The following is a 23,409-nucleotide window of genomic DNA, read 5'->3' on the forward strand; positions in this document are numbered from 1 at the left end:
GGCGCGGGAGCGCGGCGCGGCTGGGGTTGATGGCCCTGCCCGTCGCGTTCTTCGCCGTGTTCTTCGCCTGGCCCGTCGCCGCGATCGTGGCGCGCGGCCTGAAGGTGGACGGCGTCTGGCAGTTCGGGCGGATGGCGGACGTCGTCACGCAGCCGGACATCCGGCACGTGCTGTGGTTCACCACCTGGCAGGCGCTCGCCTCCACCGCGCTCACCCTGCTCGCCGCGCTGCCCGCCGCCCATGTCTTCGCCCGCCTGGACTTCCCGGGCAAGCAGGTGCTGCGGGCCGTCGTCACGGTGCCGTTCGTGCTGCCGACCGTCGTGGTCGGCAGCGCCTTCCTGGCGCTGGTCGGGCGGGGCGGGCTGCTGGACGGGCTGTGGGGCGTACGGCTGGACACCACGGTGTGGGCGATCCTGCTGGCGCACGTCTTCTTCAACTACGCGGTGGTCGTACGGACCGTCGGCGGCCTCTGGGCCCAGCTCGACCCGCAGCAGGAGCAGGCCGCCCGGGTGCTGGGCTGCTCCCCGCTCGCCGCCTGGCGGAAGGTCACCCTGCCCGCGCTCGGGCCGGCCGTGGCCGCCGCCGCGCTGATGGTGTTCCTGTTCACGTTCACCTCCTTCGGCGTGGTCCAGATCCTCGGCGGACCCACTTTCTCCACCGTCGAGGTGGAGATCTACCGGCAGACCTCCGAGGTCTTCGACCTGTCCACGGCCGCCGTCCTCACCCTCGTCCAGTTCGCCGCCGTGGGCGCGATTCTCGCCGTGCACACCTGGACCGTACGGCGGCGGGAGAGCGCCCTGCGGCTCGTCGACCCGGCGGCGACCGCCCGCCGGCCGCGCGGCGGCGGGCAGTGGGCGCTGCTCGCCGGGGTGCTCCTCACCATCGTCCTGCTGCTGGTCCTGCCGCTCGGCGTGCTCGTGCGGCGCTCCCTCGACGCACCCGGTCTGGGCTATTACCGGGCGCTCACGCACACCGACGGCGGCACCTTCCTGGTGGCGCCGGTGCACGCCGTGTGGACCTCGCTGGAGTACGCCGTCGCCGCCACCGCGATCGCTGTGCTGATCGGAGGTCTCGCCGCCGCCGCGCTGGCCCGCCGGGATGCGGGACGGCTGGTGCGGGGCTTCGACGCGCTGCTGATGCTGCCGCTCGGCGTCTCGGCCGTCACCGTCGGCTTCGGCTTCCTGATCTCCCTGGACAGGCCGCCGCTGGACCTGCGCCAGTCCTGGATCCTCGTCCCGCTCGCCCAGGCCCTGGTGGGCGCCCCCTTCGTCGTACGGACCATGCTGCCCGTGCTGCGCGCCGTGGACGGACGGCTCCGCGAGGCGGCGGCCGTGCTCGGCGCCTCGCCCTGGCGGGTGTGGCGCGAGGTCGATCTGCCGCTGGTGCGCCGGGCGCTGCTCATCGCCGCCGGGTTCGCGTTCGCGGTGTCGCTCGGGGAGTTCGGCGCCACCGTGTTCATCGCCCGCCCCGACAACCCGACGCTCCCGGTCGCCGTGGCCCGGCTGCTGAGCCGTCCCGGGGACCTCAACTACGGGCAGGCGATGGCCCTGTCCACGATTCTGATGGTGGTGTGCGCGGCGGCCCTGCTGGTCCTGGAGCGGCTCCGCACCGACCGGACGGGGGAGTTCTGATGCTGCTGAGCCTCGACGCCGCGACCGTGCGCCTCGGCGGCCGGCCCGTGCTCGACGGGGTCGGTCTCGATGTTGCCGAGCACGAGGTGGTGTGTGTCCTCGGGCCGAGCGGCAGCGGCAAGTCCACGCTGCTCAGGGCGGTGGCCGGGCTCCAGCCGCTGGCCTGTGGACGGGTGCTGCTCGACGGCCGGGACCAGGCGGGCGTGCCCGCGCACAAGCGGGGCGTCGGCCTGATGTTCCAGGATCACCAGCTGTTCCCGCAGCGTGACGTCGGCGGCAACGTGGCCTTCGGCCTGCGCATGCACGGGGTGTCCCGGGGCGAACGGGACGCGCAGGTCGCGCAGTTGCTGGAGCTGGTGGGGCTGCCGGGGGCCGCGCGGCGGGCCGTGGCCGGGCTGTCCGGCGGTGAGCAGCAGCGCGTGGCCCTCGCCCGGGCGCTCGCGCCCCGGCCCCGGCTGCTGATGCTGGACGAGCCGCTGGGCCAGCTCGACCGCTCGCTGCGGGAGCGGCTCGTGGTGGAACTCCGGGAGCTGTTCGGCCGGTTGGGTACGACCGTACTCGCCGTGACCCACGACCAGGGCGAGGCGTTCGCGCTGGCCGACCGGGTGGTGGTGATGCGGGACGGGCGGATCGCCCAGTCCGGGACGCCGCTGGAGGTCTGGCAGCGGCCGGCGGACGAGTTCGTGGCCCGCTTCCTCGGCTTCGACAACGTGGTGCCGGCGAGCGTCGGCGACACGGCCGCGGACACCCCCTGGGGCAAGCTCCCGGTGCCCGACGGCTCCCCGCGCGGCAGCCGGCCGCTGCTGGTGCGGCCCGCCGGGGTACGGCTCGTGGCGGCCGACGAGGGCCTGCCGTGCACGGTGACCGCCCGGACCTTCCGGGGTACTCATGTGGCCGTGCACCTCAGGCCCCGCGACGGTGGCCCGCGCCTGGAGGCGGCCTGTGCGCTCCGCGAGGCGCCGGAGGCCGGGGACGAGGTGGGGGCCGTGTTCGACGCGGCCGAGATCGTCGTGCTCGGCTGAGCCATCGAGCCGGCGGCGGCCCGGCTTCGGTGGAACACGGCCGCGGCCCGCCCCCCGGGGATACGGGGACGAGCCGCGGTGTGTACGAGCGGTGTACGAAGCGAGGCGTCAGCGACCGCTGTTGGCCCCACGACGGCGCATGCCGAAGAAGACCGCGCCACCGCCGACGACCACGAGGGCGCCGGCGACACCGGCGATCAGGCCGGTGTTGGAGTTCGCACCGGTCTCGGCGAGGTTCGAGTCACCGGTCGCCGGGGAGGGCGCGTTGCTCGGCTTGCCGGCCGGGGCGGAGCTGGACTCGGAGGCCGACGGGGTCGGGCTCGCGGACTCGGCCGGGGTGGACTTCGACGGCGACGGCGAGGCCGACGGCGACGGGGAGGAGGACTCCTCCTTCTTGCAGGCCGTGGCCGGGGTCTGCAGGTCGGGCTTGATGTCCTGGTCGACGTTGAACCGGTCGGTCTTCACGTGGACGCGGTAGGTCGTGCTGGCCTTCCAGTCCACGTCGATCGAGACCGGGGTGCCTTCCTTGGAACCCTTGACCTCTCCCTGGCCGACCTGCGTCTCGCCGGCGTCGGTCTTCTCGAAGACGGTGATGGTGGCGTTGGTGCCGGAGGCGTCGGTGTCGGTGACCGTGATCTGGCCCTTGTCACCGACGCAGCCGGGCTCCGCCTTGAAGTCACGGATGTTGCACGCAAAGGCGGTGCTGGACAGGCCCAGCGCCAGAGCTGCGGAAGCCGAGGCGACACCCAGGATGCGCACGGAACGTCGTGCGTTGCGGCGAGTTATGGACACGTTTGTCCTTTTCAGAGTGCATAACTGCGGGGGGTTGAGAGGGAGTTGGGACACCTTGCGAGGTGAAGTCCCAGCACCCCCACGAGGCTCACAGGTTTATAAGCGCTCCATAAGGAGTGTCAACGCATATGCCCCTCACCGCCCTTGGCTTTGCCTGCCCTTTAACTGCAGAGACGTTTCAACGCCTCCGCAGCCTGCTCGATCCGGTCAACCAGGGCGATACGGGACTCCATTCGCCGGCCCCGAGCCAGCGACCGCAGCAAGTCCCAGGCCGGCAGCTCGCGCGTCCAGTGCCGCTCGTCCACCAGGACCATCGGCGTGGAATCGCCCCGCGACTCGTAGTAGTTGGGCGTCGCGTTGTCGAATATCTCCTGTACGGTGCCGGCGGCGCCGGGCAGGAACACCACGCCCGCGTTCGAGCGGGCCAGCAGGCCGTCCTCGCGCAGGGCGTTGGCGAAGTACTTGGCGATGTGCGCGGCGAAGGCGTTCGGCGGCTCGTGGCCGTAGAACCAGGTCGGGATGCCCACCGACTCCCCGCCGCCGGGCCACCGTTCGCGCACCTCGAAGGCGGCCCGCGCCCACTCGGTCACGGACGGCCTGAACGAGGGGGTCTTCGCCAGGAGTCGAAGGGCCTCCTCGAGCATGGTGTCCTCGAAGGGGGCGGCGTACGCACCGAGGTTCGCGGCCTCCATCGCACCCGGTCCGCCGCCGGTCGCGACCGTGAACCCGGCACGCGCCAGCTCGCGCCCGAGGCGGGCCGCACCGGCGTACGCGTCGCTGCCGCGGGCCATCGCGTGGCCGCCCATCACGCCCACCACCCGGTCGCCGGCGAGGAGTTCGTCCAGGGCGTCGGAGACGGCCTCGTCGTGGATCGCGCGCAGCATCGAGGCGAAGACGTCACCGTCGGCCCTGGTGTGCTGGAACCAGCCGTAGGCGCGCGCGTCGGGTGTCGCCTCGTAGCCCTCGCCGAGCGAGGCGTACAACTCGTCGGGCGTGTAGACGAACCCGCGGTACGGGTCGAACGGGAGCCCCGGGACGGGCGGGAACACCAGGGCGCCGGACGAGCGGACATGGGCCGCGGCCTCGGGTTCCATGGGGCAGCCGAGGAACACGGCGCCGGAGGCGTCCAGTTCGAGCAACGCGCTGCTGCGGGCCGTCAGGTCGACGGCCTGTACGCGGAACCGGGCGAGCGTGCCGTGCGCGGCGACCACCTCGTCGAACTCGGCGAGGGACTCGATCTCACGGTCGTGGGAGGCCCGGTGCGGCTGGGCGGGTGTCGGATGCACCCGCCCATGCTAGGCACGGATGTTCGCCCCGGGTGGGGTCAGCCCTGAACCGCCGCCGGGTCCATCCACATGACCTCCCAGGTGTGGCCGTCGAGGTCGTCGAAGGCGCGGCCGTACATGACGCCGTGGTCCTGGGTCTCGCCGCTCGCGCTGCCGCCGGCCGCGATCGCCTTCTCCACCAGCTCGTCCACCTTCTCGCGGCTCTCGGCGCTCAGACAGATCAGCACCTCGCTGGTCGTGCGCGAGTCGGCGATCTCCTTCTTGGTGAAGTTGGCGTAGTGCTGCTTGCTCAGCAGCATCGCGACGATGGTGTCGCTGATCACGACGCAGGCGCAGTCGTCGGAGCTGAACCGGGGATTGAGCGTGTAGCCGAGTTCGGTGAAGAACTTCTTCGACGCCTCGACGTCGTCGGTGGCCAGGTTCACGAAAACCATCTGCTGGTACATGTCTCTCCCTCGGTCGGTGCGCTTGCTGCCGTTCGCTGGGGTAGACGGCGGACCGCCGGAGAACTCATCGGCGCCCGGCGGATTTTTTTCACGCACGTTCAGCGGACCGACGGCAGCGCCGACAGATGGGCGATCAGCAGGGTGAGCGGGCCGAACAGGGCCAGCAGGGCGGCCGCGCGGAGGACGGCGGCACCGCGCAGCATTCCGGCGCGGGCGCCGAGCCGCAGCAGGGCGGCGGTGGTCTCGGCCCGGCACTGGCGGGCCTCCACGGCGGCGGTGAGCAGGGTGGCCACCGTGCAGCCGGCGACGACGAGCGCGGCGAGGGTGGTCAGCGGGCCGAAGGAGGGCGCGGGGCCGCCGTACAGGGCGGTCATGGCGTACGCGGCGGAGGCGACCGCGCAGACGACGCCGAGCGGCCGGCCGATCCGGGTGGCCTCCGCCATCAGCCCCCGCCCGGCCAGCAGCCTGAGGGCGCCCGGGCGGGTGCACTGCAGCAGCCGCCCGCACAGGTGGGCGAGGCCGGGCGAGGCGAGGACCAGCCCGGCGGCGGTGAGCACCCACCCGGCCGGCACGGCAACGGCCTGCACGGGCAGCTCGGCGAGGGCGGGAGCGGCCCCGGGACGACCGGCATGGGACTGCACGGCGAGCCCCCCGGCCAGCAGGGCCACCCCCCAGGGCAGCCCCACGGGCGTCTCACGGGCCTCCGACGGGCTGGGCAGGACCTCATCCCACTCGGCGCCCGTGCCCGGGGCCGGGAGGTCGCCGGTGCCGCCGGCCTCGGCGCCCGGGGCCAGGGGCATCTCTTCGGGCACGGACGACCGTGCGGTACGGCGCTGGGCGGAGTCCAGGAGCGGCGACGCGTCGGTGTCCGCGGCCGTGCCCGGGGGCGGGAGGCCGGGGGCCTGGCGGTTCGGACGGGCGTCGCCGTCGCCCGGGGCCCGGTCGGTGTGCGCCGTGTCGGTGGTACCCCCGGTCGTACGGTTCCTCCGGTCGCCGCTCCCGCGTCGCGCCCCGAACCTGCCGTACGTGCCGAACGTCTCGCGGGCCGCCGTGTGGCCGTACGCGCCGAAGCGGCCGTAGCCGCGCGGGCCCTGGGGAGTGGGGCGGGGGTCCCGGGGGCGGAGGGTGAGGGCCACCGCGGCCGAGGTGAGGACCGGGACCAGGGCCAGCAGGGTGAGCGCACCGGGAAGGGGCAGGGGCCGGCCGGGGGCCAGGAACGAGGCGCCCGCGCGGTCGAAGGGCAGCCCCGTGAGGTCGCCGCGCAGGTGGAGGAAGACCAGCAGCGCCAGCAGCGAGCCCAGCGTCGAGGACAGGGCGGTGGTCAGCGCGCAGGCGGCCATCAGGCGGGCCGGGCCCAGGCCGACGGCGGACAGCCCGGGGCGGGGCCGGGTGCCGGGGTCGGTGCGGGCCACGGCGAGCGCGAAGTACACCGTGGCGGCGAGCGGCAGCACGCACCAGGCCAGGCGCAGCACCGCTCCGTCCGGCCTCCCGGGATGGTCCAGCGCGTGGCCGAGGGAGGCGAGGAGGAGGAAACCGGTGCCCGCCGAGGCCGCGGCCACCAGCAGGCGGCGCAGCTGGACGGCGGGCCGGGCCGCGCGGGTCAGACGGAGAGCGAGCACGCGGCCCGGCCCTCCGTCTCCGGTGCCTCCGGCAGATGCACGGTCCGCACGCACCGCCCGTCCAGCAGGGACACCGTACGGTCGGCGAGCGCCGCGGTCTCCGCGTCGTGCGTGGCCAGGACGACGGTGATGCCGTGCGAGCGGGCCGCCGTGGTGAGCGTGCGCAGGACGTGCGCGCGGTCGGCGCGGTGCAGCGGCGCCGTCGGCTCGTCCGCGAAGAGCACCGTCGGCGCGGGGGCGAGCGCCCGGGCGATCGCGACCCGCTGCCGCTCGGCCTGGCGCAACTGGTGCGGGCGCTTGCGGGCGAGGTCGCCGACGTCCAGCCGCTCCAGCCACTCCACGGCGGCCACCTTGGCCCGCCGCCGGCCGGTGCCGCGCAGCATCAGCGGCAGCGCGGCGTTCTCCCAGACGTTCAGCTCCGGCACGAGCGCGGGGGCCGGGTCGATCCAGCCGAACCGGTCCCGCCGCAGCCGCTCCCGGGCCATCGGACCCAGGGTGTGCACGGGCGCGCTGTTGAACCAGATCTCGCCCTCCTGCGCCCGCACCAGACCGGACAGGCACCGCAGCAGGGTGGTCTTGCCGCTGCCGCGCGGGCCGGTGACGGCGAGGATCTCACCCACCCGCACGCCGAGCGAGACCCCGGCCAGCCCGGGGGAGCCGTCCTGGTGTCTGAAGTGCAGGGAGCGTGCCCAGAGCACGTCGTTGTCCGGCGGGGCCTCCATGGGCGTACACCTCGTTCTGATCCGTGTTTCCCGGTGCCTGATCCCTCTTCCGGGGGAACGAAGGCTGGGCCGATCGGTCACTGGCACGCTAGGCAGGCGTCCCGCCGGAGTCCGGACAGCACACGGCCCCGGGCCGCCGTTCTCACTCGAACGGAGGGCACCGGGGCCGGTGTTGATCAGCTGATCAGATGTACGTGGCTCAGAGCTTCGTCCACGCCTCGGTCAGCGTCGCGCGCAGGATCTGCTCGATCTCGTCGAACGTCTCCTGGTTGGAGATCAGCGGCGGGGCGAGCTGGACGACCGGGTCGCCGCGGTCGTCGGCACGGCAGTACAGGCCGTTGTCGTACAGCGCCTTGGAGAGGAAGCCGTACAGGACGCGCTCGGTCTCGTCGTCGTTGAAGGACTCCTTGGTGTTCTTGTCCTTGACCAGCTCGATGCCGTAGAAGAAGCCGTTGCCGCGCACGTCGCCGACGATCGGCAGGTCGTGCAGCTTCTGCAGGGTCGACAGGAACGCGCCCTCGTTGTCGAGGACGTGCTGGTTGAGGCCCTCGCGCTCGAACAGGTCGAGGTTGGCGAGACCCACGGCCGCCGACACCGGGTGACCGCCGAAGGTGTAGCCGTGCAGGAAGGTGTTGTCACCCTTGTAGAACGGCTCGGCGAGCCTGTCGGAGATGATGCACGCGCCGATCGGGGAGTAGCCCGAGGTCATGCCCTTGGCGCAGGTGATCATGTCCGGGACGTAGCCGAACTTGTCGCAGGCGAACATGGTGCCGAGGCGGCCGAAGGCGCAGATCACCTCGTCGGAGACGAGCAGCACGTCGTACTGGTCGCAGATCTCGCGGACCCGCTGGAAGTAGCCGGGAGGCGGCGGGAAGCAGCCGCCGGCGTTCTGCACCGGCTCCAGGAAGACGGCGGCGACGGTGTCCGGTCCCTCGAAGAGGATCTGCTGCTCGATCTGGTCGGCGGCCCAGCGGCCGAAGGCCTCGGGGTCGTCGCCGAAGATCGGCGCGCGGTAGATGTTGGTGTTGGGCACCTTGTGCGCGCCGGGCACGAGGGGCTCGAAGGGAGCCTTCAGGCCCGGCAGGCCCGTGATGGACAGGGCGCCCTGCGGGGTGCCGTGGTAGGCGACCGCGCGGGAGATGACCTTGTGCTTGGTGGGCTTGCCGACCAGCTTGAAGTACTGCTTGGCGAGCTTCCAGGCGGTCTCGACGGCCTCGCCGCCGCCGGTGGTGAAGAAGACCTTGTTCAGGTCGCCCGGCGCGTAGTCGGCCAGGCGCTCGGCCAGCTCCACGGCCTTGGGGTGGGCGTACGACCACACCGGGAAGAACGCCAGCTCCTGGGCCTGCTTGAACGCGGTCTCGGCCAGCTCGGTGCGGCCGTGTCCGGCCTGGACCACGAACAGACCCGCGAGACCGTCGAGGTAGCGCTTGCCCTTGTCGTCGTAGATGTAGGTGCCCTCGCCCCGGACGATGGTCGGGACGGGGGAGTTCTCGTACGAGGACATGCGGGTGAAGTGCATCCACAAGTGGTCGTACGCGGTGCGGCTGAGGTCCTTCTGGCTCACGGTTATCGGGTTCCCCACATGTAGGTCTGCTTCTTCAGCTTCAGGTAGACGAAGCTCTCGGTGGAGCGCACCCCGGGCAGGGCGCGGATGCGTTTGTTGATGACGTCCAGCAGGTGGTCGTCGTCCTCGCAGACGATCTCGGCGAGGATGTCGAACGAGCCCGCGGTCATCACCACGTACTCGACTTCCGACATGTCGGTCAGCGCGTCCGCGATCGACTCGACATCGCCCTCGACGTTGATGCCGACCATCGCCTGCCGGCGGAAGCCCACGGTAAGCGGGTCCGTGACGGCGACGATCTGCATGACGCCCTGGTCCAGCAGCTTCTGCACGCGCTGGCGCACGGCCGCCTCGGACAGGCCCACGGCCTTGCCGATCGCGGCGTACGGCCGGCGGCCGTCCTCCTGGAGCTGCTGGATGATGGCGAGGGAGACGGCATCCAGCTGGGGAGTGCCGTTCCTGGACTCGCGGGAGGAGTCCCTCTGGTCTGCGCTTCGACTGGCCACGACCTCACTGTGCACGACGTCTCGACAGTTTCGCAAGGCCGTATCGATGAATTTCGTTGTCTACGGGTTCCAGTCTTGCGGATTTCGCAGAACTGGTGCGGACGGGGGTGTTGAAAACGTGGGAACGCCGATTAGGGTGGGGTGTCTCAGCTTCTGGACAGCCGCACCCGGCTGCCCGGGCTGGACAGCTCGAACCCTCGAACCAGATCAGGAGGCCGGCAGTGAGCACCGAGCTGCGTCGTCTGCGCAACTACATCGACGGTGAGTTCCGGGACGCCGCCGACGGACGGACCACCGAGGTGGTCAACCCCGCGACGGGCGAGGCGTACGCCACCGCTCCGCTGTCCGGACAGGCGGACGTGGACGCCGCCATGGCGGCCGCCGCCGCCGCGTTCCCGGCCTGGCGCGACACGACCCCGGCGGAGCGCCAGAAGGCCCTGCTGAAGATCGCCGACGCGTTCGAGGAGCGCGCCGAGGAACTGATCGCGGCCGAGGTGGAGAACACGGGCAAGCCGACCGGGCTGACCCGCTCCGAGGAGATCCCGCCGATGGTCGACCAGATCCGCTTCTTCGCGGGCGCGGCCCGGCTGCTCGAGGGCCGCTCGGCCGGTGAGTACATGGACGGGATGACCTCCATCATCCGCCGCGAGCCGGTCGGCGTCTGCGCGCAGGTCGCCCCGTGGAACTACCCGATGATGATGGCCGTGTGGAAGTTCGCCCCGGCGATCGCGGCGGGCAACACGGTCGTCCTGAAGCCGTCGGACACCACCCCCGCCTCCACCGTCCTGATCGCCGACATCCTCGGCTCGATCCTCCCCAAGGGCGTCTTCAACGTCATCTGCGGCGACCGCGACACCGGCCGCATGATGGTCGAGCACCCGACCCCGGCGATGGCCTCCATCACCGGTTCCGTCCGCGCGGGCATGTCCGTCGCCGAGTCCGCCTCCAAGGACGTCAAGCGGGTCCACCTGGAGCTGGGCGGCAAGGCCCCCGTCGTGGTCTTCGAGGACACCGACATCGCCAAGGCCGTCGAGGACATCTCCGTGGCGGGCTTCTTCAACGCCGGCCAGGACTGCACCGCCGCGACCCGCGTCCTGGTCCAGGAGTCCATCCACGACGAGTTCGTCGCCGCGCTGGCCAAGGCCGCGTCCGAGACGAAGACCGGGCAGCCGGACGACGAGGACGTGCTCTTCGGCCCGCTGAACAACCCCAACCAGCTCAAGCAGGTCTCCGGCTTCATCGAGCGCCTGCCCGCCCACGCCAAGGTCGAGGCGGGCGGCAGCCAGGTCGGCGACAAGGGGTACTTCTACGCCCCGACCGTCGTCTCAGGCCTGAAGCAGGACGACGAGATCATCCAGAACGAGGTCTTCGGCCCGGTCATCACCGTCCAGTCCTTCACGGACGAGGACCAGGCCGTCGAGTGGGCCAACGGCGTCGAGTACGCGCTGGCCTCCTCGGTGTGGACCAAGGACCACGGCCGCGCGATGCGCATGTCCAAGAAGCTCGACTTCGGCTGCGTGTGGATCAACACCCACATTCCGCTGGTCGCCGAGATGCCGCACGGCGGCTTCAAGAAGTCCGGCTACGGCAAGGACCTGTCGGCGTACGGGTTCGAGGACTACACGCGCATCAAGCACGTGATGACCTCTCTGGACTGAGGCGCCGTCAACGCCCCGTGCGCGCCGTGCGTTCGGGGCGTCGACAACGTGTCCGTTCGGCGCGGGTCCGGTCGACGCAGCGTCGATTGTCCGGGGGCCGGGGGCCGGGGCATGCTGCCGGGGTGGCTCACACTCCTTCGCGCGCGCCCTCGTCGTCCCGCCGGTCCCTCCTGCGCGCGGCCGGGGGCACCGCCGCGCTCGGCGTTCTGTCCGGGTGCGGGGTGCCCGCGGCCTACGTCGAGCCCGGCGACCGGGCCGTGGCCGACGAGTCCGCCGCCGACCGCAGGCTCAGCTGGGCGAACTGGCCGCTGTACATCGACACGGACGACGACGACCCGAACCGGCGGCCCACGCTGGCGGCGTTCGAGAAGCGCACCGGGATCTCCGTCGACTACGTCGAGGAGATCAACGACAACGACGAGTTCTTCGGCAAGATCAGCCCGGCGCTGATGAACCACCGGTCGACCGGCCGGGATCTGATCGTCATCAGCGACTGGATGTGCGCGCGGTTCGTACGCCTCGGCTGGGTGCAGCGCATGGACCGCGCCCGCCAGCCCCAGGTGGCCGAGCACCTGGACCCCCTCCTGCGCTCACCCGCCTTCGACCCCGGCCGCAGGTTCACGGTGCCGTGGCAGTCGGGGATCACCGGCATCGCGTACAACCGCCGGAAGCTGGGCCGGGAGATACGGCACGTCAAGGACCTCTGGGCACGTGACCTGAGGGGCCGGGTGACCCTTCTCTCCGGCCTGGACGAGGCCTTCGCGCTGCTGATGCAGGGTAACGGCGTGGACATCACCCGGTGGACGGCCGACGACTTCCACACCGTCTGCGACCAGGTGGCGCGGGAGGTCCGCAGCGGCCAGATCCGCCGCTTCACCGGCAACGACTACACCAAGGACCTGGTCAGCGGCGACGTCCTGGCCTGCCAGGCGTACTCCGGCGACGTGATCCAGCTCCAGGCCGACAACCCCGACATCCGCTTCGTCGTCCCCGAGGAGGGCGCCGAGCTGTGGTCGGACTCCCTCATGATCCCCGACAGGGCCCGCCACAAGGGCAACGCGGAGCGGCTGATCGACTACTACTACGACCCCGAGGTCGCCGCCCGGCTCGCCGCCTGGGTCAACTACGTCTGCCCTGTCCCGGCGGCCCGGGAGGTCCTGGCCGCCTCGAAGGACAAGGACACCGCGTCCCTCGCGGACAACCCGCTGATCTTCCCGGACGCCGGAATGCGGCAACGCCTCGCCATCGCCCGGGACATCACATCCACGGAGCGGGTGGAGTTCGCCAAGCGGTGGAACGCGATCGTGGGGCTCTGACCACCCGGGGTGTGAAACCGGGTCGAGATTGTTCTCGTGCCCCTTTCGATCGACCGGGAGATCATCCCACCGGGTCGGTCGAGGTGACGGGGTGCGTCGGTGCGGTGATCTCCCTTTTGAGGATCTTGCCGCTGGGGCCGGTCGGCAGCGTGTCCACGAGCCACACCTGGCGCGGGTACTTGTACGCCGCCACGCGCTCCTTGACGAACTGCTGCAGCTCGGCGGGCGTCGCCCGGGCCTTGGGGCGCAGCACCACGGCGGCAGCGATCTCCTCGCCCAGATGCGCGTCGGCCACGCCCACCACCGCGGCCAGCGCGACGGCCGGGTGTTCGTGGAGCACCTCCTCGATCTCGCGCGGGTAGACGTTGTAACCGCCGCGGATGATCATGTCCTTCTTGCGGTCGACGATGTAGAGGTAGCCGTCGTCGTCCTGGCGCGCGAGGTCTCCGCTGCGCAGCCAGCCGTCCGGGATGGTGGCCGCCGTCTCCTCCGGGCGGTTCCAGTAACCCTTCATCACGTTCGGTCCGCGGACGGCCAGTTCGCCGATCTCGCCGGGTGCCACGTCCCGGCCCTTGTCGTCGAGGAGCCGCACCTCCACGTCCTTGATCGGGGTGCCGATGGATCCCGCTTTGCGCGGCCGGTCGGGGTGGTTGAAGGTGACCACCGGGCTGGTCTCGGACATGCCGAAGCCCTCCAGCACCACGCAGCCGAAGCGGTGCTCGAAGTCGCGCAGGATCTCCACCGGCAGCGAGGCTCCGCCGGAGACGCACATCCGCAGCGTGGACACGTCGGCCTGGGACGGGTGCTGGAGCAGCGCCGCGTACATGGTCGGTACCCCCTCGAAGATCGTCGCGCGGTCGCGCGCGATGGCGTCCAGGACGGTCTGCGGGTCGAAGCGGGGGATCAGGATGAGCGAGGCACCGGCGCGGACGGTCACGCTCATCGTGCAGATCTGGCCGAAGATGTGGAACAGCGGCAGACAGCCCACCACCACGTCCTCCGCCGTCATCTGCTGGACATGAACCGCGTTGACCTCGGTGTTGTGCCGCAGCCCGGCGTGGGTGAGCGTGGCACCCTTGGGGCGGCCGGTGGTGCCGGAGGTGTACAGCAGTACGGCCACGTCCTCGCCGTCCGGCTCGCTCACCTCGGGCAGCGGGTCGTGACCGGTCAGCAGGTCCGCGAAGGCGGCCGGCTCGACGGCCAGGTGCCGCACTCCGGCGGCAGCCGCGCCCTGCGCGCCCTCGCCCGGCGCCTGGTGCCACTCGAAGAGCAGCACCGCGCCGGAGTCACGCAGGTGGTACTCGGTCTCCCGGGTCTTGAGCAGCGGGTTCATCGGTACGACGACTGCTCCCGCGCGCAGCACCCCGTAGTACAGGACGACGAATTCGGGGACGTTCGGCAGCATCAGGGCGATGCGGTCTCCCGGTCGTACGCCCTCGGCCCGCAGCAGCGCGGCGGCTCGGGCGCTGCGCTCGTCCAGCTCCGCGTAGCTGGTGACCTGGTCCCCCAGCCGCAGCGCGGGACGTTGCGGCTGCCGCTGTGCCGTCTCCACCAGGAACTGAGCCAGATTGGCCATGACCGCCTCCACGAACTCGCCGTCGAAATCCGCCGTTCACGTTGACGACATCGTGCAGAGGTCCGTGGCGACGACCTATGTGTGGCAGGACAGCGTCTGCCCACCCGGATTGTTCCCAGAAACAAAAAGCGGGCGTTACGCTGCGGGAATGAACCTCTCAGGGGTGATCGCGGCGCTTCATGCGAGGCTTCCGGAACTGGGCGAGCGGATGGCGCAGCGCATCCGCTCGGACGTCGATGCCTATCAGGACGAGTCGCTGATCCCCTACGACTCGCTGCGCCGCTCGTGCACCGCCAACGCGGACCTGCTTCTGCGACAGCTCGGCCGCGCGGAAGCCCAGGACCCGAGCCCGGCCCGGGAGACCGGCCGCGTCCGCGCCGAGCAGGGCGTCCCGCTGGCGGACACCCTGCACGCGTACCGGATCGGCTTCGAGCTCCTGTGGACGGAAATCCTCGGCGAGGCGCGCACCCATCCGGAGGTCACCGACGCCCAACTGGTCTCCCAGTCCGCGCAGATCTGGGCCCTGTTCGGCAGGTACGCGGAGGCGGTCGCGGCGGCCTACCGGGAGACGACGGCCGAGCTGACCTCGCGGCGTCAGGCGCGCCGCTCGGCACTGGTGGAGGCGCTGTTCACCGGCGCCATCGCCGACCGCACGCTGTGGGAGGCCGCCCGCGAGCTGGGCCTGCCCGACCGCGGCCCCTACATCGTCGCCGCCGCGGCGACCGGCGCTCCCGGAGAGGAGCCGCTGGCCGGGTCGGAAGCGGCGCTGCGTCAGGCCCAGGTCCACTTCGCCTGGCGGCTGCTGCCCGACCAGCAGATCGGCCTGGCCGCCGTGCCCACGGAGATCGCGGAGAGCACCTGCCTGCGCATCCTGCGCCGGGCGGGCGCCCGCGTGGGCATCAGCCCGTGCTTCCACTCGCTGCGGGACACCCCCCAGGCTCTGCGCTTCGCCCGTCTTGCTCTGGCCGGCCTCCCGGGCACCGGCCCCGGCGTCGCGCGGTTCGACGACGACCCGCTGGCCATGGTCGTCGCCGCGGCCCCGGCCGAGGCGGCGCACCTGGTGGAGGTGGTCCTCCAGCCCCTGCTCGATCTCCCCGCCGCGGAACGTGCCCGCCTCGTGGAGACCCTGGAGCACTGGTACGCCGCCGCAGGCTCCGCCACCGACGCGGCGCGCAGCCTGTTCGTCCACCCCAACACCGTCCGCTACCGGCTGCGGCGCGTCGAGGAGCTCACGGCCCGCTCGCTGTCCGATCCACGGGCGGCGGCCGACGTCCGCGTCGCGCTCCTGGCGGTACGCCGGGCGAGCGTCCTCCAGTGACGCCGTCGACTCGACTGCGTACTGCTCCGCCCACGGCGTGACGCGACGCTGCCGGATCGCGTGCCGAAGCACGCGCGTGCGCGGGTCACTTGAGGCCGCTGAGCATGACCCCGCGGATGTAGTACTTCTGCAGCAGCAGGAAGAGGAGCAGCACCGGCAGGGTGCTCAGGACGAGGCCGGCCATGACGATCGGCATCGTGCGGGCCGGGTCGACATGGTCCTGCAGCAACTGGATGCCGACGGGCAGGGTCATCACGTCCGGGTCGGCGGTGGACACGAGGAGCGCCCAGATGTACTCGTTCCAGGCGTCGACGAAGGTCAGCAGCCCCAGCGTCACCAGCACCGGCGTGGTCTGCGGCACCACGATCCGCCACCACAGGGCGAACTCACCGGCCCCGTCGATGCGCGCGGCCTCGAGGATTTCGTCCGGGATCGAGACCATGAACTGGCGCATCAGGAAGATCCCGAAGCCGTTGACGAGGAACGGCATGGCGAGCGCCACGATGCTCACGGTGAGTCCCGCGCCGCCGCGCCCGAACAGGTCGTTGCCGCCCGCCAGCGGCCAGTGCACCAGGATCAGAAAGCGCGGGACGAAGAAGAGGAACGGCGGGAACATCATCGTCGCCAGGACGAGACGGAAGACGAACTCCCGCCCGGGGAAGCGCAGTTTGGCGAGCGCGTACCCGGCGAGCGACGACGTGAGCAGCACCGATCCGGTGATGAGCGCGGTGGCGACGACGCTGTTGCGAAAGAGCACCGGCAGATCGAGCTGGTGGATCGCGGCGCGGTAGTTGGCCGGGTCGAACGCCTCGGGCAGGAACCGGTACGGCAGCCTGCCCGCCTCACCGGGGCCCTTGAAGGACGTCATCACCATGTCGAGGAACGGCACCACCGTCAGCACGGCGCCGGTCACGACCACCAGATACGACAGCCACGGGAAACGGCGGCGGTTCACGCGTCCTCCCCCCTGCGCCGGAACAGCCACAACTGCGCCAGCGTGACCGCGAGGACCACCAGGAACAGCACGAACGCGGCCGCGCTCGCCGTACCCCAGTCGCCGTAGCCGAAGGCCCGCCGGTACATCTCCAGCGCGGCCACGTCGGTCGCGTCCCCCGGGCCGCCCCTGGTCATCACGATGATCAGCCCGAACGACTGCAGCCCGGTGAGGAACTGGGTGACGCACACCAGCAGCAGGGACGGCCGCAGGAGCGGCAGAGTGATCCTCAGGAAGACGGTGATCGGCCCGGCGCCGTCCAGCGCGGCGGCCTCGTAGTAGGACTCGGGGATGGACTTCAGCCCGGCGGTCAGGACGAGGATCGCCGTACCGACCGAGGCCCAGGCCTGGACGACCACGACCGAGGGCAGTGCGGTGCCCGGATCCTGCAGGAACGCCACCGAGCCGAGCCCGAGGGCGTTCAGCACGCCGTTGACCAGGCCGCCCGGCTCGTACATGTACTTCCACACGTTGCCGACGGCGACGACGGTCGTCACGATCGGCAGGAAGTACAGGGTGCGCCACACCCCCTGGAACCGCAGATTCTCGATACAGGTCGCGACGACCACGGAGCCCGCGAGCGCGAGGGCCACGGTGCCCAGGGCGAACAGCAGCGTGTTGGTGAGGATCGGCGCCAGGAACGTGGACCCGTCGGCGAAGAGCCCGGTGAAGTTGTCCGGGCCGGCCGGGTCGATGTCGCCGAGCCTGAACCCGTCCCAGTGGGACAGCGACAGCAGCAGCGCGAAGCCGAGCGGCAGGATCAGGAAGAGGGCGAAGAACAGCAGCGTCGGGGCCAGGAAGAGATAGGCGACGACGGCCTGGCGGCGCCGGGTGCGGCGGTGGCCGTCGACGGCGGCCCCGGCGGTCCGCGGGTCGCGGGCCGGCCGCTCGGTCGCCTCCGGCGCCAGGGTGTTCACCACGAGCGCGCCACCTCCTGATCGACCTGACGGCGGGTGGTGCGCAGCGCCTCGGCGACCGACTGCTGACCGGTCCACAGCGCCTCGATGTTCTTGCGCAGCAGCGACTTCGCCGCTTGCGCACCGGGCCCGTTCGGCTCCGGTACGGCGTACGCCAGCGCGTCCAGGAACGGGCGCAGGCGCGGATCGCCGCCCCGGCCGAGAAGCGTCCGCATGTCGTCGGAGCGCCCGGTGAGGGAGCCGACCGACACCTGCAGCCGGCTCATCCGGCTGGCGCCCCGCACCTTCTCGGCGTTGAGCCAGCGCAGGAACTCCCAGGCCTCCCGCGGGTACCTGCTGGCCGTGTTGACGCCCAGCATGAACCCGGTGGCGAGCGTGCCGTGCCGGTGGCCCGCCTCGGGCACCGGCACGGGCGCGACGCCGACATCGCCGTACTCCTTGCCCATCAGTTCCTTCAGGCTGCCGGTCCACCACCCGGCGCCGATCACCATGGCCACCTGCCCGGACGGGAACGCCTGGTAGACGTTGACACCGGGGGCGCTCGCACCGCGGGTGACGAGCCGGTGCTCCAGGCCGAGCACGGCCCGGCCGGCCGACGAGTCGAGGGCGGTGCGCCTGCCGTCCGCCGACAGGAACGTTCCCCCGGCGGCGCTCAGCAGGGCGAGCGTCTGACCGACGGTGGTGGAGTCGTCGTACGTCGACAGCCCGAACCCCTGGACCAGTGTGTTGCCGTACCCGTCCCGCCTGCTGGTCCGGTAGGCGGTCTCCTCCAGCTCCCGCCAGGTGCGCGGCGGACGGCCGATGCCGACGGCTCGCAGCAGCCGTTTGTTGTAGTAGAGGGCGTACGTCTGCGCCTCGGTCGGATAGCCGTAGACCCGGCCGCCCACCGAGGCGGAGCCGACCGCGCCCGCGCTGTAGCTCCGCCGGATCTCCTCGGCGTGCTCGGACGGCGCGGGCCGCAGGACGCCGGCCCGGACGAGCTGGCCGTTCCACAGGCAGTACGGGTGGAGGATGTCCGCGCCCTGCCCCGCGGCCTGCCGGACCATGAACGTGGTCAGCAGATCCGTGAACTCGACGGCCGTCGTCCGCACCTTGACCCGCTCGTGCGTGGCGTTCCACTCGTCCACCGGCCCCTGCAGGGCCTCCTTGAGCGCCCCGCTCGCGTAGTGGGAGAGGAGCGTGAGGACGATCGGATCGCCGGGCCGTCCGGTACCCCGGTGCGGCGCGGCGCATCCGGAGGCGAGCAGCGCCGACGGGAGGGCGAGGGCGAAGCGGCGACGGCTCAGCCGGCCGGTACGGCATGACGATGTCACCGGGAGGCCTCCCGGCGCAGCACGCGGAACACCCGGGTCGTGGTGAAACCGGCCGAGCGGTACAGGTGCCCCGCCGGTGACCGCTCGCCGGTCCACAGGAACCACGCCGAGTGCGCCCCACGCGCCCGCATCCGCTCCAGGACCAGATGGAGCAGCACCTTGCCGAGCCCGGTCCCGCGCATCTCCTCCAGCACCCCGAACGGACCGAACCGCTCGTCCACCGACTCGTACGCACCGTGCATCGCCCAGCCGACCAGCCGGCCCGAGGGGTCCCGTACGACGACGATCCGGTCGAGCGGCGTACCGGCGGCCAGACACTCCCGGATGGCGCGGGCCCAATCCGGGCTGAAGTGGCCCCCGGCGAGCGCGACCAGTTCCACCAGGTCGTCGTCGCAGGGGGTGGCGAACAGGTAACCCCCTGCCGTCAGTTCCGCGAGGCGCCCCGCGACATCGTCCGGGAGGCGATGGCCGACCAGACCACGGTCCATCGCCGCCGCCTCGTACAGCGTCCGAAAGCCCAGCGATTCGAGGAGCTTCGCGGCCTCCGGGTACGTCGCGGCGTCCAGCCCCGGCAGGACGTAGTTCGGCGTGTACGACGAGAAGTCCACCCGGGTCCGGCCGTGGCCGTGCAGCCAGTCGAGGGCGTCGGTCAGCAGCCGGCGTCCGAGGCCGCGCCCGCGGGCGGCCGGGTCGACGAAGAAGAACGGGATCCAGCCCTGCTCCGGCTCCGGATCGGTGCCGTACAGCGGCGTCAGCCGGCGCACCGCGTAGGCGGCGCCGACGACACGGTCATCCTCTACGGCGATGCGAAGACCCTCCGGATCGAAGTTGGCGTCGAGCAGCACCAGGGAGCGGAACCGGTCCGGGGTGATGGGGTCGGCCGGCGCACTCCGGCGCCACACCTCCACCACCTTCGGCCCGTCACCCACGCGAAAGCCACGAACCCCGGCCCGGGATGTCGTCGTGCGGTCGGTCATCGACAGGGTCGTCCTTCCCGGTCTCAGGAGTAGAGCAGCACGTCGTCACCGGCCCACCGGCCGGGCGGCGCCGGCGGGTCGCACAGCGGCAGCGGGTCGTCGCCCGCGTCGACGGCGCGCCGCAGCCGGTCGGACCCCCACAGCAGGTCGATGAAGTGACGGCCGTGTTCGATGTCCTGCGCATCGTCGTCCCCGGTGCGCCAGGCGAAGTCGTCCGGGTGCAGCCGCCGCAGCGTGGCGAGCATCGCGACGGCGGTCCGCACGGGAGCGAACGCCTCGGCGTCGGTGACGTGGAGCTGGACCCCGCGCAACGGCTGCCCGGCGTACTTGTGGAAGGTCGGCACGTACCGCAGATCACGGAAGCGCACGCCGGGCAGCCCGAGTTCGGCGAGCGCGGGTGCGAACCGCCCGTCGAGGTACGGCGCCCCGACGATCTCGAAGGGCTGCGTGGTACCGCGGCCCTCCGAGAGATTCGTTCCCTCGAACAGGCAGGTGCCGGGGTAGACGGCGGCGGTGGCGGGCGTCGGCATGTTGGGCGAGGGCGCGACCCAGGGCAGCCCGGTGGCCTCCGCCCTCATGGCACGTTCCCAGCCGACCAGGTCGAGGACGGTCAACTCGACGGGACGGCCCGCCAGTTCGGGCACGGTGGAGGTGTTGAAGAGCCGGGCGAGTTCACCGCAGGTGAGGCCGTGCCGGACGGGTACGGGCGCCCGTCCGACGAAGCCCGCCCAGGCCGGGTCCAGCAGCGGCCCCTCGCTGACGAGCCCGCCCAGGGGATTGGGCCGGTCGGCGACCACGAACCGCACACCGGTGCGCGCCGCCGAGACCATCAGGTCGAACATCGTCCACACGTAGGTGTAGAACCGGGCCCCGATGTCCTGCAGGTCGTACACCAGTGCGTCGACGCCGCTGTCGATCAGCAGCTTGTCGAGCCGCTCGCCGTCGCACCGGTAGGTGTCGTGCACCGCAAGACCGGTGACGGGGTCCGTCCGCGCCTCCTCCGCCTGCCCGGCCTGACCGCTCCCGTACAGCCCGTGCTCGGGACCGAACAGCGCCACCAGCCGTACTCCGGCGTCGAGCAGCGCGGGCGCGGCCGGCCGCAGGTCGGGGAGTACGCCGGTGTGGTTGGTCACCAGCCCGAGCCGCCCCCGTCCGGCAAGCCCCGGCGACGCACACAGCCGCGCCATCCCGGTCCACACCGCACCGCGGCGTTCCGTGCTCATCCCGTGCCTTGCCCGTCTGCCGGTGACATCTCGAAGTGACAGCAAGTGACATCTCCAAGCGGTGGGCGGAAATGTACTGGCATATCGGGCCAATTTCCACGGACTCGCCCACGGCGGCGGGGTATTAAACGAGATGCGAGCCGCGTTCCCCGCGGTCGACCATGGAGCCCATGACCGACGAACCCGCGCGATGGACTCAGGCGACCGTCTACCCCGACATGTGGTCCGACCCGGACGACGACCCCCGTAACAGCGACGGAGTCAGCCCGGACGGGGAACTTCCGACACTGCAGGACTTCCTGGCGAACTACCGCATGACCCTGCGGATGAAATGCGAGGGCCTGGACGCGGAGCAGCTGGCCCGCCGATCGGTGCCGCCGTCGACGATGTCGCTGCTCGGCCTGTTGCGCCACCTCGCCGAGGTGGAGCGCAACTGGCGGAACTGGATCACCGACGGCGAGCCGCTGCCGAAGCTGTACGGCGCGCGGGACGCGGACTTCGACGGAGCGGTCGCCGAGCAGGCCGTGGTCGACGCGGCGTACGCCGATCTGGCGCGCGAGCAGGCCGCCACCGACGCGGCGCTGGCCGAGCACCGGGATCTCGGTGAGCGGGTCGGCAAGGACCGGATCGCGGTCCGGGAGCTGATGGTGCACCGGATCGAGGAGTACGCCCGGCACTGCGGCCACGCCGACCTCCTGCGCGAGCGGATCGACGGCAGGGTGGGCCAGTGACGCGCGCCGGCCCGGCCCGTCAGGCTGAGTTCAACCGTCGCTCCACGGGCGGAGCTTCTCCGGATTGCGGACGGCCCAGATCCGGGTGATGCGGCCGTCGGTCAGGCTGAACGCCGCCACGGTCACCGTGACACCGGCGTGCTGCGCGACCAGGCCGGGCAGGCCGTTGACCGTCCGTTCCAGGAGGGTCAGCCCCGGCGCCTTGCCGGCGATGTGGAGCAGGTACTGGGCGATGGGACCGGCGCCCTCGACCGGCCGCAGGACGGTGCCGACCAGCCCGCCACCGTCGGCGATCATCGTGGCGTCGGGGTCGAGGAGACCGACGAGTGCCTCGATGTCCTTGGCCTCCCACGCCTCCTTGAAGTGCCGCACCACACCCGCCTGCCCGGCCACCGGACCCACCGGGGCCTGCGCGTCCCGGATCCGCCGGCGGGCCGAGGAGGCGAGCTGCCGGCAGGCGGCCGGTGTCCGCCCGACGATCTCGGCGACCTCCGCGAAGGGGTAGCGGAACACGTCGTGCAGGATGAACGCCACGCGTTCGGCCGGCGTCATCGCCTCCAGGACGACGAGGAAGGCCATGTTCACCGACTCGTCCAGGGTGACCCAGTCGGCCGGGTCGGCCCGGTGGCCCTGCGCCGCCCCGCCGACCCACTCCGTACGGTCGGGCAGCGGCTCCGGTATCCACGTACCGACGTAGCGCTCGCGCCGTACCCGCGCCGAGCCCAGCAGGTCCAGGCAGATGCGGGTGGCCACCGTCGTCAGCCAGGCGCCGGGGGAGTCGATGGCGTCCTGCTTCTGCCGGGGCAGCGCGTACCAGCGGACGTACGTCTCCTGGACGGCGTCCTCGGCCTCGGCCAGTGAACCGAGCAGCCGGTAGGCGAGGTTGATCAGATGACGCCGCTCGCCGACGACCTGGCTCAGGTCCGGCTCGGATGGGGTGCTCATGGTGGCGAATGCTCCCTGCTTCTGCTCCGCACCGCCTCACATTTCACCGGGCCGTGTCGTCGTATCGGCGAGACGCTGCCGATCCACGGCCGCCAGGCAGAAGAGGAAGCCGCGACATGGCCACACAGACGACGACACAGCAGAACCGTTTCCCGTACCTCCGGGTGGCGGTCGCCCTGCAGACCCTGGCCCTCTTCTTCCAGGCGGTCACCGCCGGGCTGCTGCTGGCCTCGTCCCACGGGGAGGTACTGCACAGCGTCGGGGCGCGCGTGATGTACGGCGCGTCGATGCTGTACCTGCTCGCCGCGATCCTGGCGTGGCGTCCGGGCGGCGGGCCGGCCCGGCCGATCCTGTACGCCTCCGGCTTCCTGGTCCTCGCCTCGGTGCAGGTGGTGCTGGGCATCGCCCACGTCCCGGCGGTCCATGTGCCCCTGGGCGTCTCGATGTTCGGCCTGAGCGTGCTGGCGCTGGGCCAGGGGTGGAGGGGGCCGGCCGGCGGGGATCCGGCCCGTTCCGCGTGACTCATCCGATCGGCCGCGCTCGGGGAGAAAGTGGGGGGAAGGGTGTGCAGGGTGAGGGCATGAACACTGCACAGCTTGCCCCCCGCGACCATCCGCACCACTCCGCGCGGATCGTGGCCCGCATACCGCGCGTATTCGCCCTGAGCGCCGCCCTGGCCGTCGCCTGGGCGACCGGCGCGGCCACCACCGCCTCCGCCGCGCCCGCACCCCCCACCGCTGCGAAGACCACGACCGCCCGCACGGCCCCGGCCCACGAAACCGGCAGCGGCGGTTACGGCGACGACGATGACGACTGCGAGGGGGTCATCGTCATCCTCTGCAACTGACCCCGT

The 23,409-nt window shown here is 71.7% G+C and carries 22 protein-coding genes; 8 read left to right on the forward strand and 14 right to left on the reverse strand.

Annotated elements, in window-relative coordinates; genetic code table 11:
• Positions 1-29: 29 nt before the first annotated feature.
• On the forward strand, positions 30-1,631 hold the full coding sequence (locus ACZ404_RS27800) for an ABC transporter permease (protein ID WP_468444464.1): 1,602 nt from the start codon (positions 30-32) through the stop codon (positions 1,629-1,631).
• Complete coding sequence (locus ACZ404_RS27805) at positions 1,631-2,653, forward strand: ABC transporter ATP-binding protein (RefSeq protein ID WP_468444465.1); 1,023 nt, start codon at positions 1,631-1,633, stop codon at positions 2,651-2,653. The genes ACZ404_RS27800 and ACZ404_RS27805 overlap by 1 nt, the downstream gene beginning before the upstream one ends.
• A 108-nt stretch (positions 2,654-2,761) precedes the next feature.
• Here the strand turns inward: ACZ404_RS27805 and ACZ404_RS27810 are convergent, their stop codons facing one another.
• The 7 genes from ACZ404_RS27810 to ACZ404_RS27840 form a co-directional block, all read right to left on the reverse strand.
• The gene (locus ACZ404_RS27810) at positions 2,762-3,445 is read right to left on the reverse strand and encodes an LAETG motif-containing sortase-dependent surface protein (RefSeq protein ID WP_468444467.1); all 684 of its coding nucleotides are present in this window, start codon (positions 3,443-3,445) and stop codon (positions 2,762-2,764) included.
• A gap of 161 nt (positions 3,446-3,606) precedes the next feature.
• Positions 3,607-4,731: an LOG family protein gene (locus ACZ404_RS27815; RefSeq protein ID WP_468444469.1), complete on the reverse strand. Its 1,125-nt coding sequence runs from the start codon at positions 4,729-4,731 to the stop codon at positions 3,607-3,609.
• A gap of 38 nt (positions 4,732-4,769) precedes the next feature.
• Positions 4,770-5,177, reverse strand: coding sequence for a VOC family protein (locus tag ACZ404_RS27820; protein WP_468444471.1), 408 nt, complete (start codon positions 5,175-5,177; stop codon positions 4,770-4,772).
• 98 nt (positions 5,178-5,275) lie between these two features.
• A complete protein-coding gene (locus ACZ404_RS27825; RefSeq protein ID WP_468444473.1) occupies positions 5,276-6,796 on the reverse strand; it encodes a hypothetical protein in 1,521 nt (506 codons plus the stop codon).
• Positions 6,778-7,518 carry an ABC transporter ATP-binding protein gene (locus tag ACZ404_RS27830; RefSeq protein WP_468444475.1) on the reverse strand — a complete coding sequence of 247 codons (741 nt, stop codon included), beginning with the start codon at positions 7,516-7,518 and terminating at the stop codon, positions 6,778-6,780. The genes ACZ404_RS27825 and ACZ404_RS27830 overlap by 19 nt, the downstream gene beginning before the upstream one ends.
• A gap of 199 nt (positions 7,519-7,717) precedes the next feature.
• Positions 7,718-9,100 carry an aspartate aminotransferase family protein gene (locus ACZ404_RS27835; RefSeq protein ID WP_468444477.1) on the reverse strand — a complete coding sequence of 461 codons (1,383 nt, stop codon included), beginning with the start codon at positions 9,098-9,100 and terminating at the stop codon, positions 7,718-7,720.
• Complete coding sequence (locus ACZ404_RS27840) at positions 9,085-9,603, reverse strand: Lrp/AsnC family transcriptional regulator (RefSeq protein WP_039656427.1); 519 nt, start codon at positions 9,601-9,603, stop codon at positions 9,085-9,087. The genes ACZ404_RS27835 and ACZ404_RS27840 overlap by 16 nt, the downstream gene beginning before the upstream one ends.
• Positions 9,604-9,809: 206 nt before the next feature.
• Between ACZ404_RS27840 and ACZ404_RS27845 the strand changes: the two genes are divergently transcribed.
• Positions 9,810-11,246 (forward strand): gamma-aminobutyraldehyde dehydrogenase, encoded by a 1,437-nt coding sequence (locus ACZ404_RS27845; RefSeq protein ID WP_468444479.1) that lies wholly within the window; start codon positions 9,810-9,812, stop codon positions 11,244-11,246.
• A 122-nt stretch (positions 11,247-11,368) separates the two neighbouring features.
• Positions 11,369-12,562 carry a polyamine ABC transporter substrate-binding protein gene (locus tag ACZ404_RS27850; protein ID WP_468444481.1) on the forward strand — a complete coding sequence of 398 codons (1,194 nt, stop codon included), beginning with the start codon at positions 11,369-11,371 and terminating at the stop codon, positions 12,560-12,562.
• 61 nt (positions 12,563-12,623) lie between these two features.
• On the opposite strand, the gene ACZ404_RS27855 is transcribed toward ACZ404_RS27850, so the two are convergent.
• Positions 12,624-14,138: a long-chain-fatty-acid--CoA ligase gene (locus tag ACZ404_RS27855; protein WP_468444483.1), complete on the reverse strand. Its 1,515-nt coding sequence runs from the start codon at positions 14,136-14,138 to the stop codon at positions 12,624-12,626.
• A 163-nt stretch (positions 14,139-14,301) separates the two neighbouring features.
• Here ACZ404_RS27855 and ACZ404_RS27860 point away from each other — a divergent pair, with 163 nt between their 5' ends.
• Positions 14,302-15,456 (forward strand): PucR family transcriptional regulator, encoded by a 1,155-nt coding sequence (locus ACZ404_RS27860; protein WP_468444651.1) that lies wholly within the window; start codon positions 14,302-14,304, stop codon positions 15,454-15,456.
• Positions 15,457-15,541: 85 nt separating this feature from the next.
• Here ACZ404_RS27860 and ACZ404_RS27865 read toward each other — a convergent pair whose 3' ends face one another.
• The 5 genes from ACZ404_RS27865 to ACZ404_RS27885 all read right to left on the reverse strand — a co-directional run bounded on the left by ACZ404_RS27865 (position 15,542) and on the right by ACZ404_RS27885 (position 20,880).
• Positions 15,542-16,411: a carbohydrate ABC transporter permease gene (locus ACZ404_RS27865; RefSeq protein ID WP_468444485.1), complete on the reverse strand. Its 870-nt coding sequence runs from the start codon at positions 16,409-16,411 to the stop codon at positions 15,542-15,544.
• Positions 16,408-17,370, reverse strand: coding sequence for a carbohydrate ABC transporter permease (locus tag ACZ404_RS27870; RefSeq protein WP_468444487.1), 963 nt, complete (start codon positions 17,368-17,370; stop codon positions 16,408-16,410). Before ACZ404_RS27870 ends, ACZ404_RS27865 begins: the two co-directional genes overlap by 4 nt.
• A complete protein-coding gene (locus ACZ404_RS27875; protein WP_468444489.1) occupies positions 17,364-18,680 on the reverse strand; it encodes an extracellular solute-binding protein in 1,317 nt (438 codons plus the stop codon). The genes ACZ404_RS27870 and ACZ404_RS27875 overlap by 7 nt, the downstream gene beginning before the upstream one ends.
• Positions 18,677-19,609: a GNAT family N-acetyltransferase gene (locus ACZ404_RS27880; protein ID WP_468444490.1), complete on the reverse strand. Its 933-nt coding sequence runs from the start codon at positions 19,607-19,609 to the stop codon at positions 18,677-18,679. Before ACZ404_RS27880 ends, ACZ404_RS27875 begins: the two co-directional genes overlap by 4 nt.
• A 71-nt stretch (positions 19,610-19,680) precedes the next feature.
• Positions 19,681-20,880, reverse strand: coding sequence for an exo-beta-N-acetylmuramidase NamZ family protein (locus tag ACZ404_RS27885; RefSeq protein WP_468444492.1), 1,200 nt, complete (start codon positions 20,878-20,880; stop codon positions 19,681-19,683).
• A gap of 170 nt (positions 20,881-21,050) precedes the next feature.
• Between ACZ404_RS27885 and ACZ404_RS27890 the strand changes: the two genes are divergently transcribed.
• On the forward strand, positions 21,051-21,611 hold the full coding sequence (locus tag ACZ404_RS27890; protein WP_468444494.1) for a DinB family protein: 561 nt from the start codon (positions 21,051-21,053) through the stop codon (positions 21,609-21,611).
• A gap of 30 nt (positions 21,612-21,641) precedes the next feature.
• On the opposite strand, the gene sigJ is transcribed toward ACZ404_RS27890, so the two are convergent.
• Positions 21,642-22,556 carry an RNA polymerase sigma factor SigJ gene (gene sigJ, locus ACZ404_RS27895; protein ID WP_468444496.1) on the reverse strand — a complete coding sequence of 305 codons (915 nt, stop codon included), beginning with the start codon at positions 22,554-22,556 and terminating at the stop codon, positions 21,642-21,644.
• 116 nt (positions 22,557-22,672) lie between these two features.
• On the opposite strand from sigJ, the gene ACZ404_RS27900 reads away from it, so the two are divergent.
• Entirely contained in the window at positions 22,673-23,077 is a 405-nt protein-coding gene (locus ACZ404_RS27900; RefSeq protein WP_468444498.1) for a hypothetical protein, read from the forward strand.
• Between the two features lie 59 nt (positions 23,078-23,136).
• Positions 23,137-23,403, forward strand: coding sequence for a hypothetical protein (locus tag ACZ404_RS27905; RefSeq protein ID WP_468444500.1), 267 nt, complete (start codon positions 23,137-23,139; stop codon positions 23,401-23,403).
• Positions 23,404-23,409 lie beyond the last annotated feature (6 nt).

It is taken from the genome of Streptomyces sp. NPDC030798 (assembly GCF_055572275.1).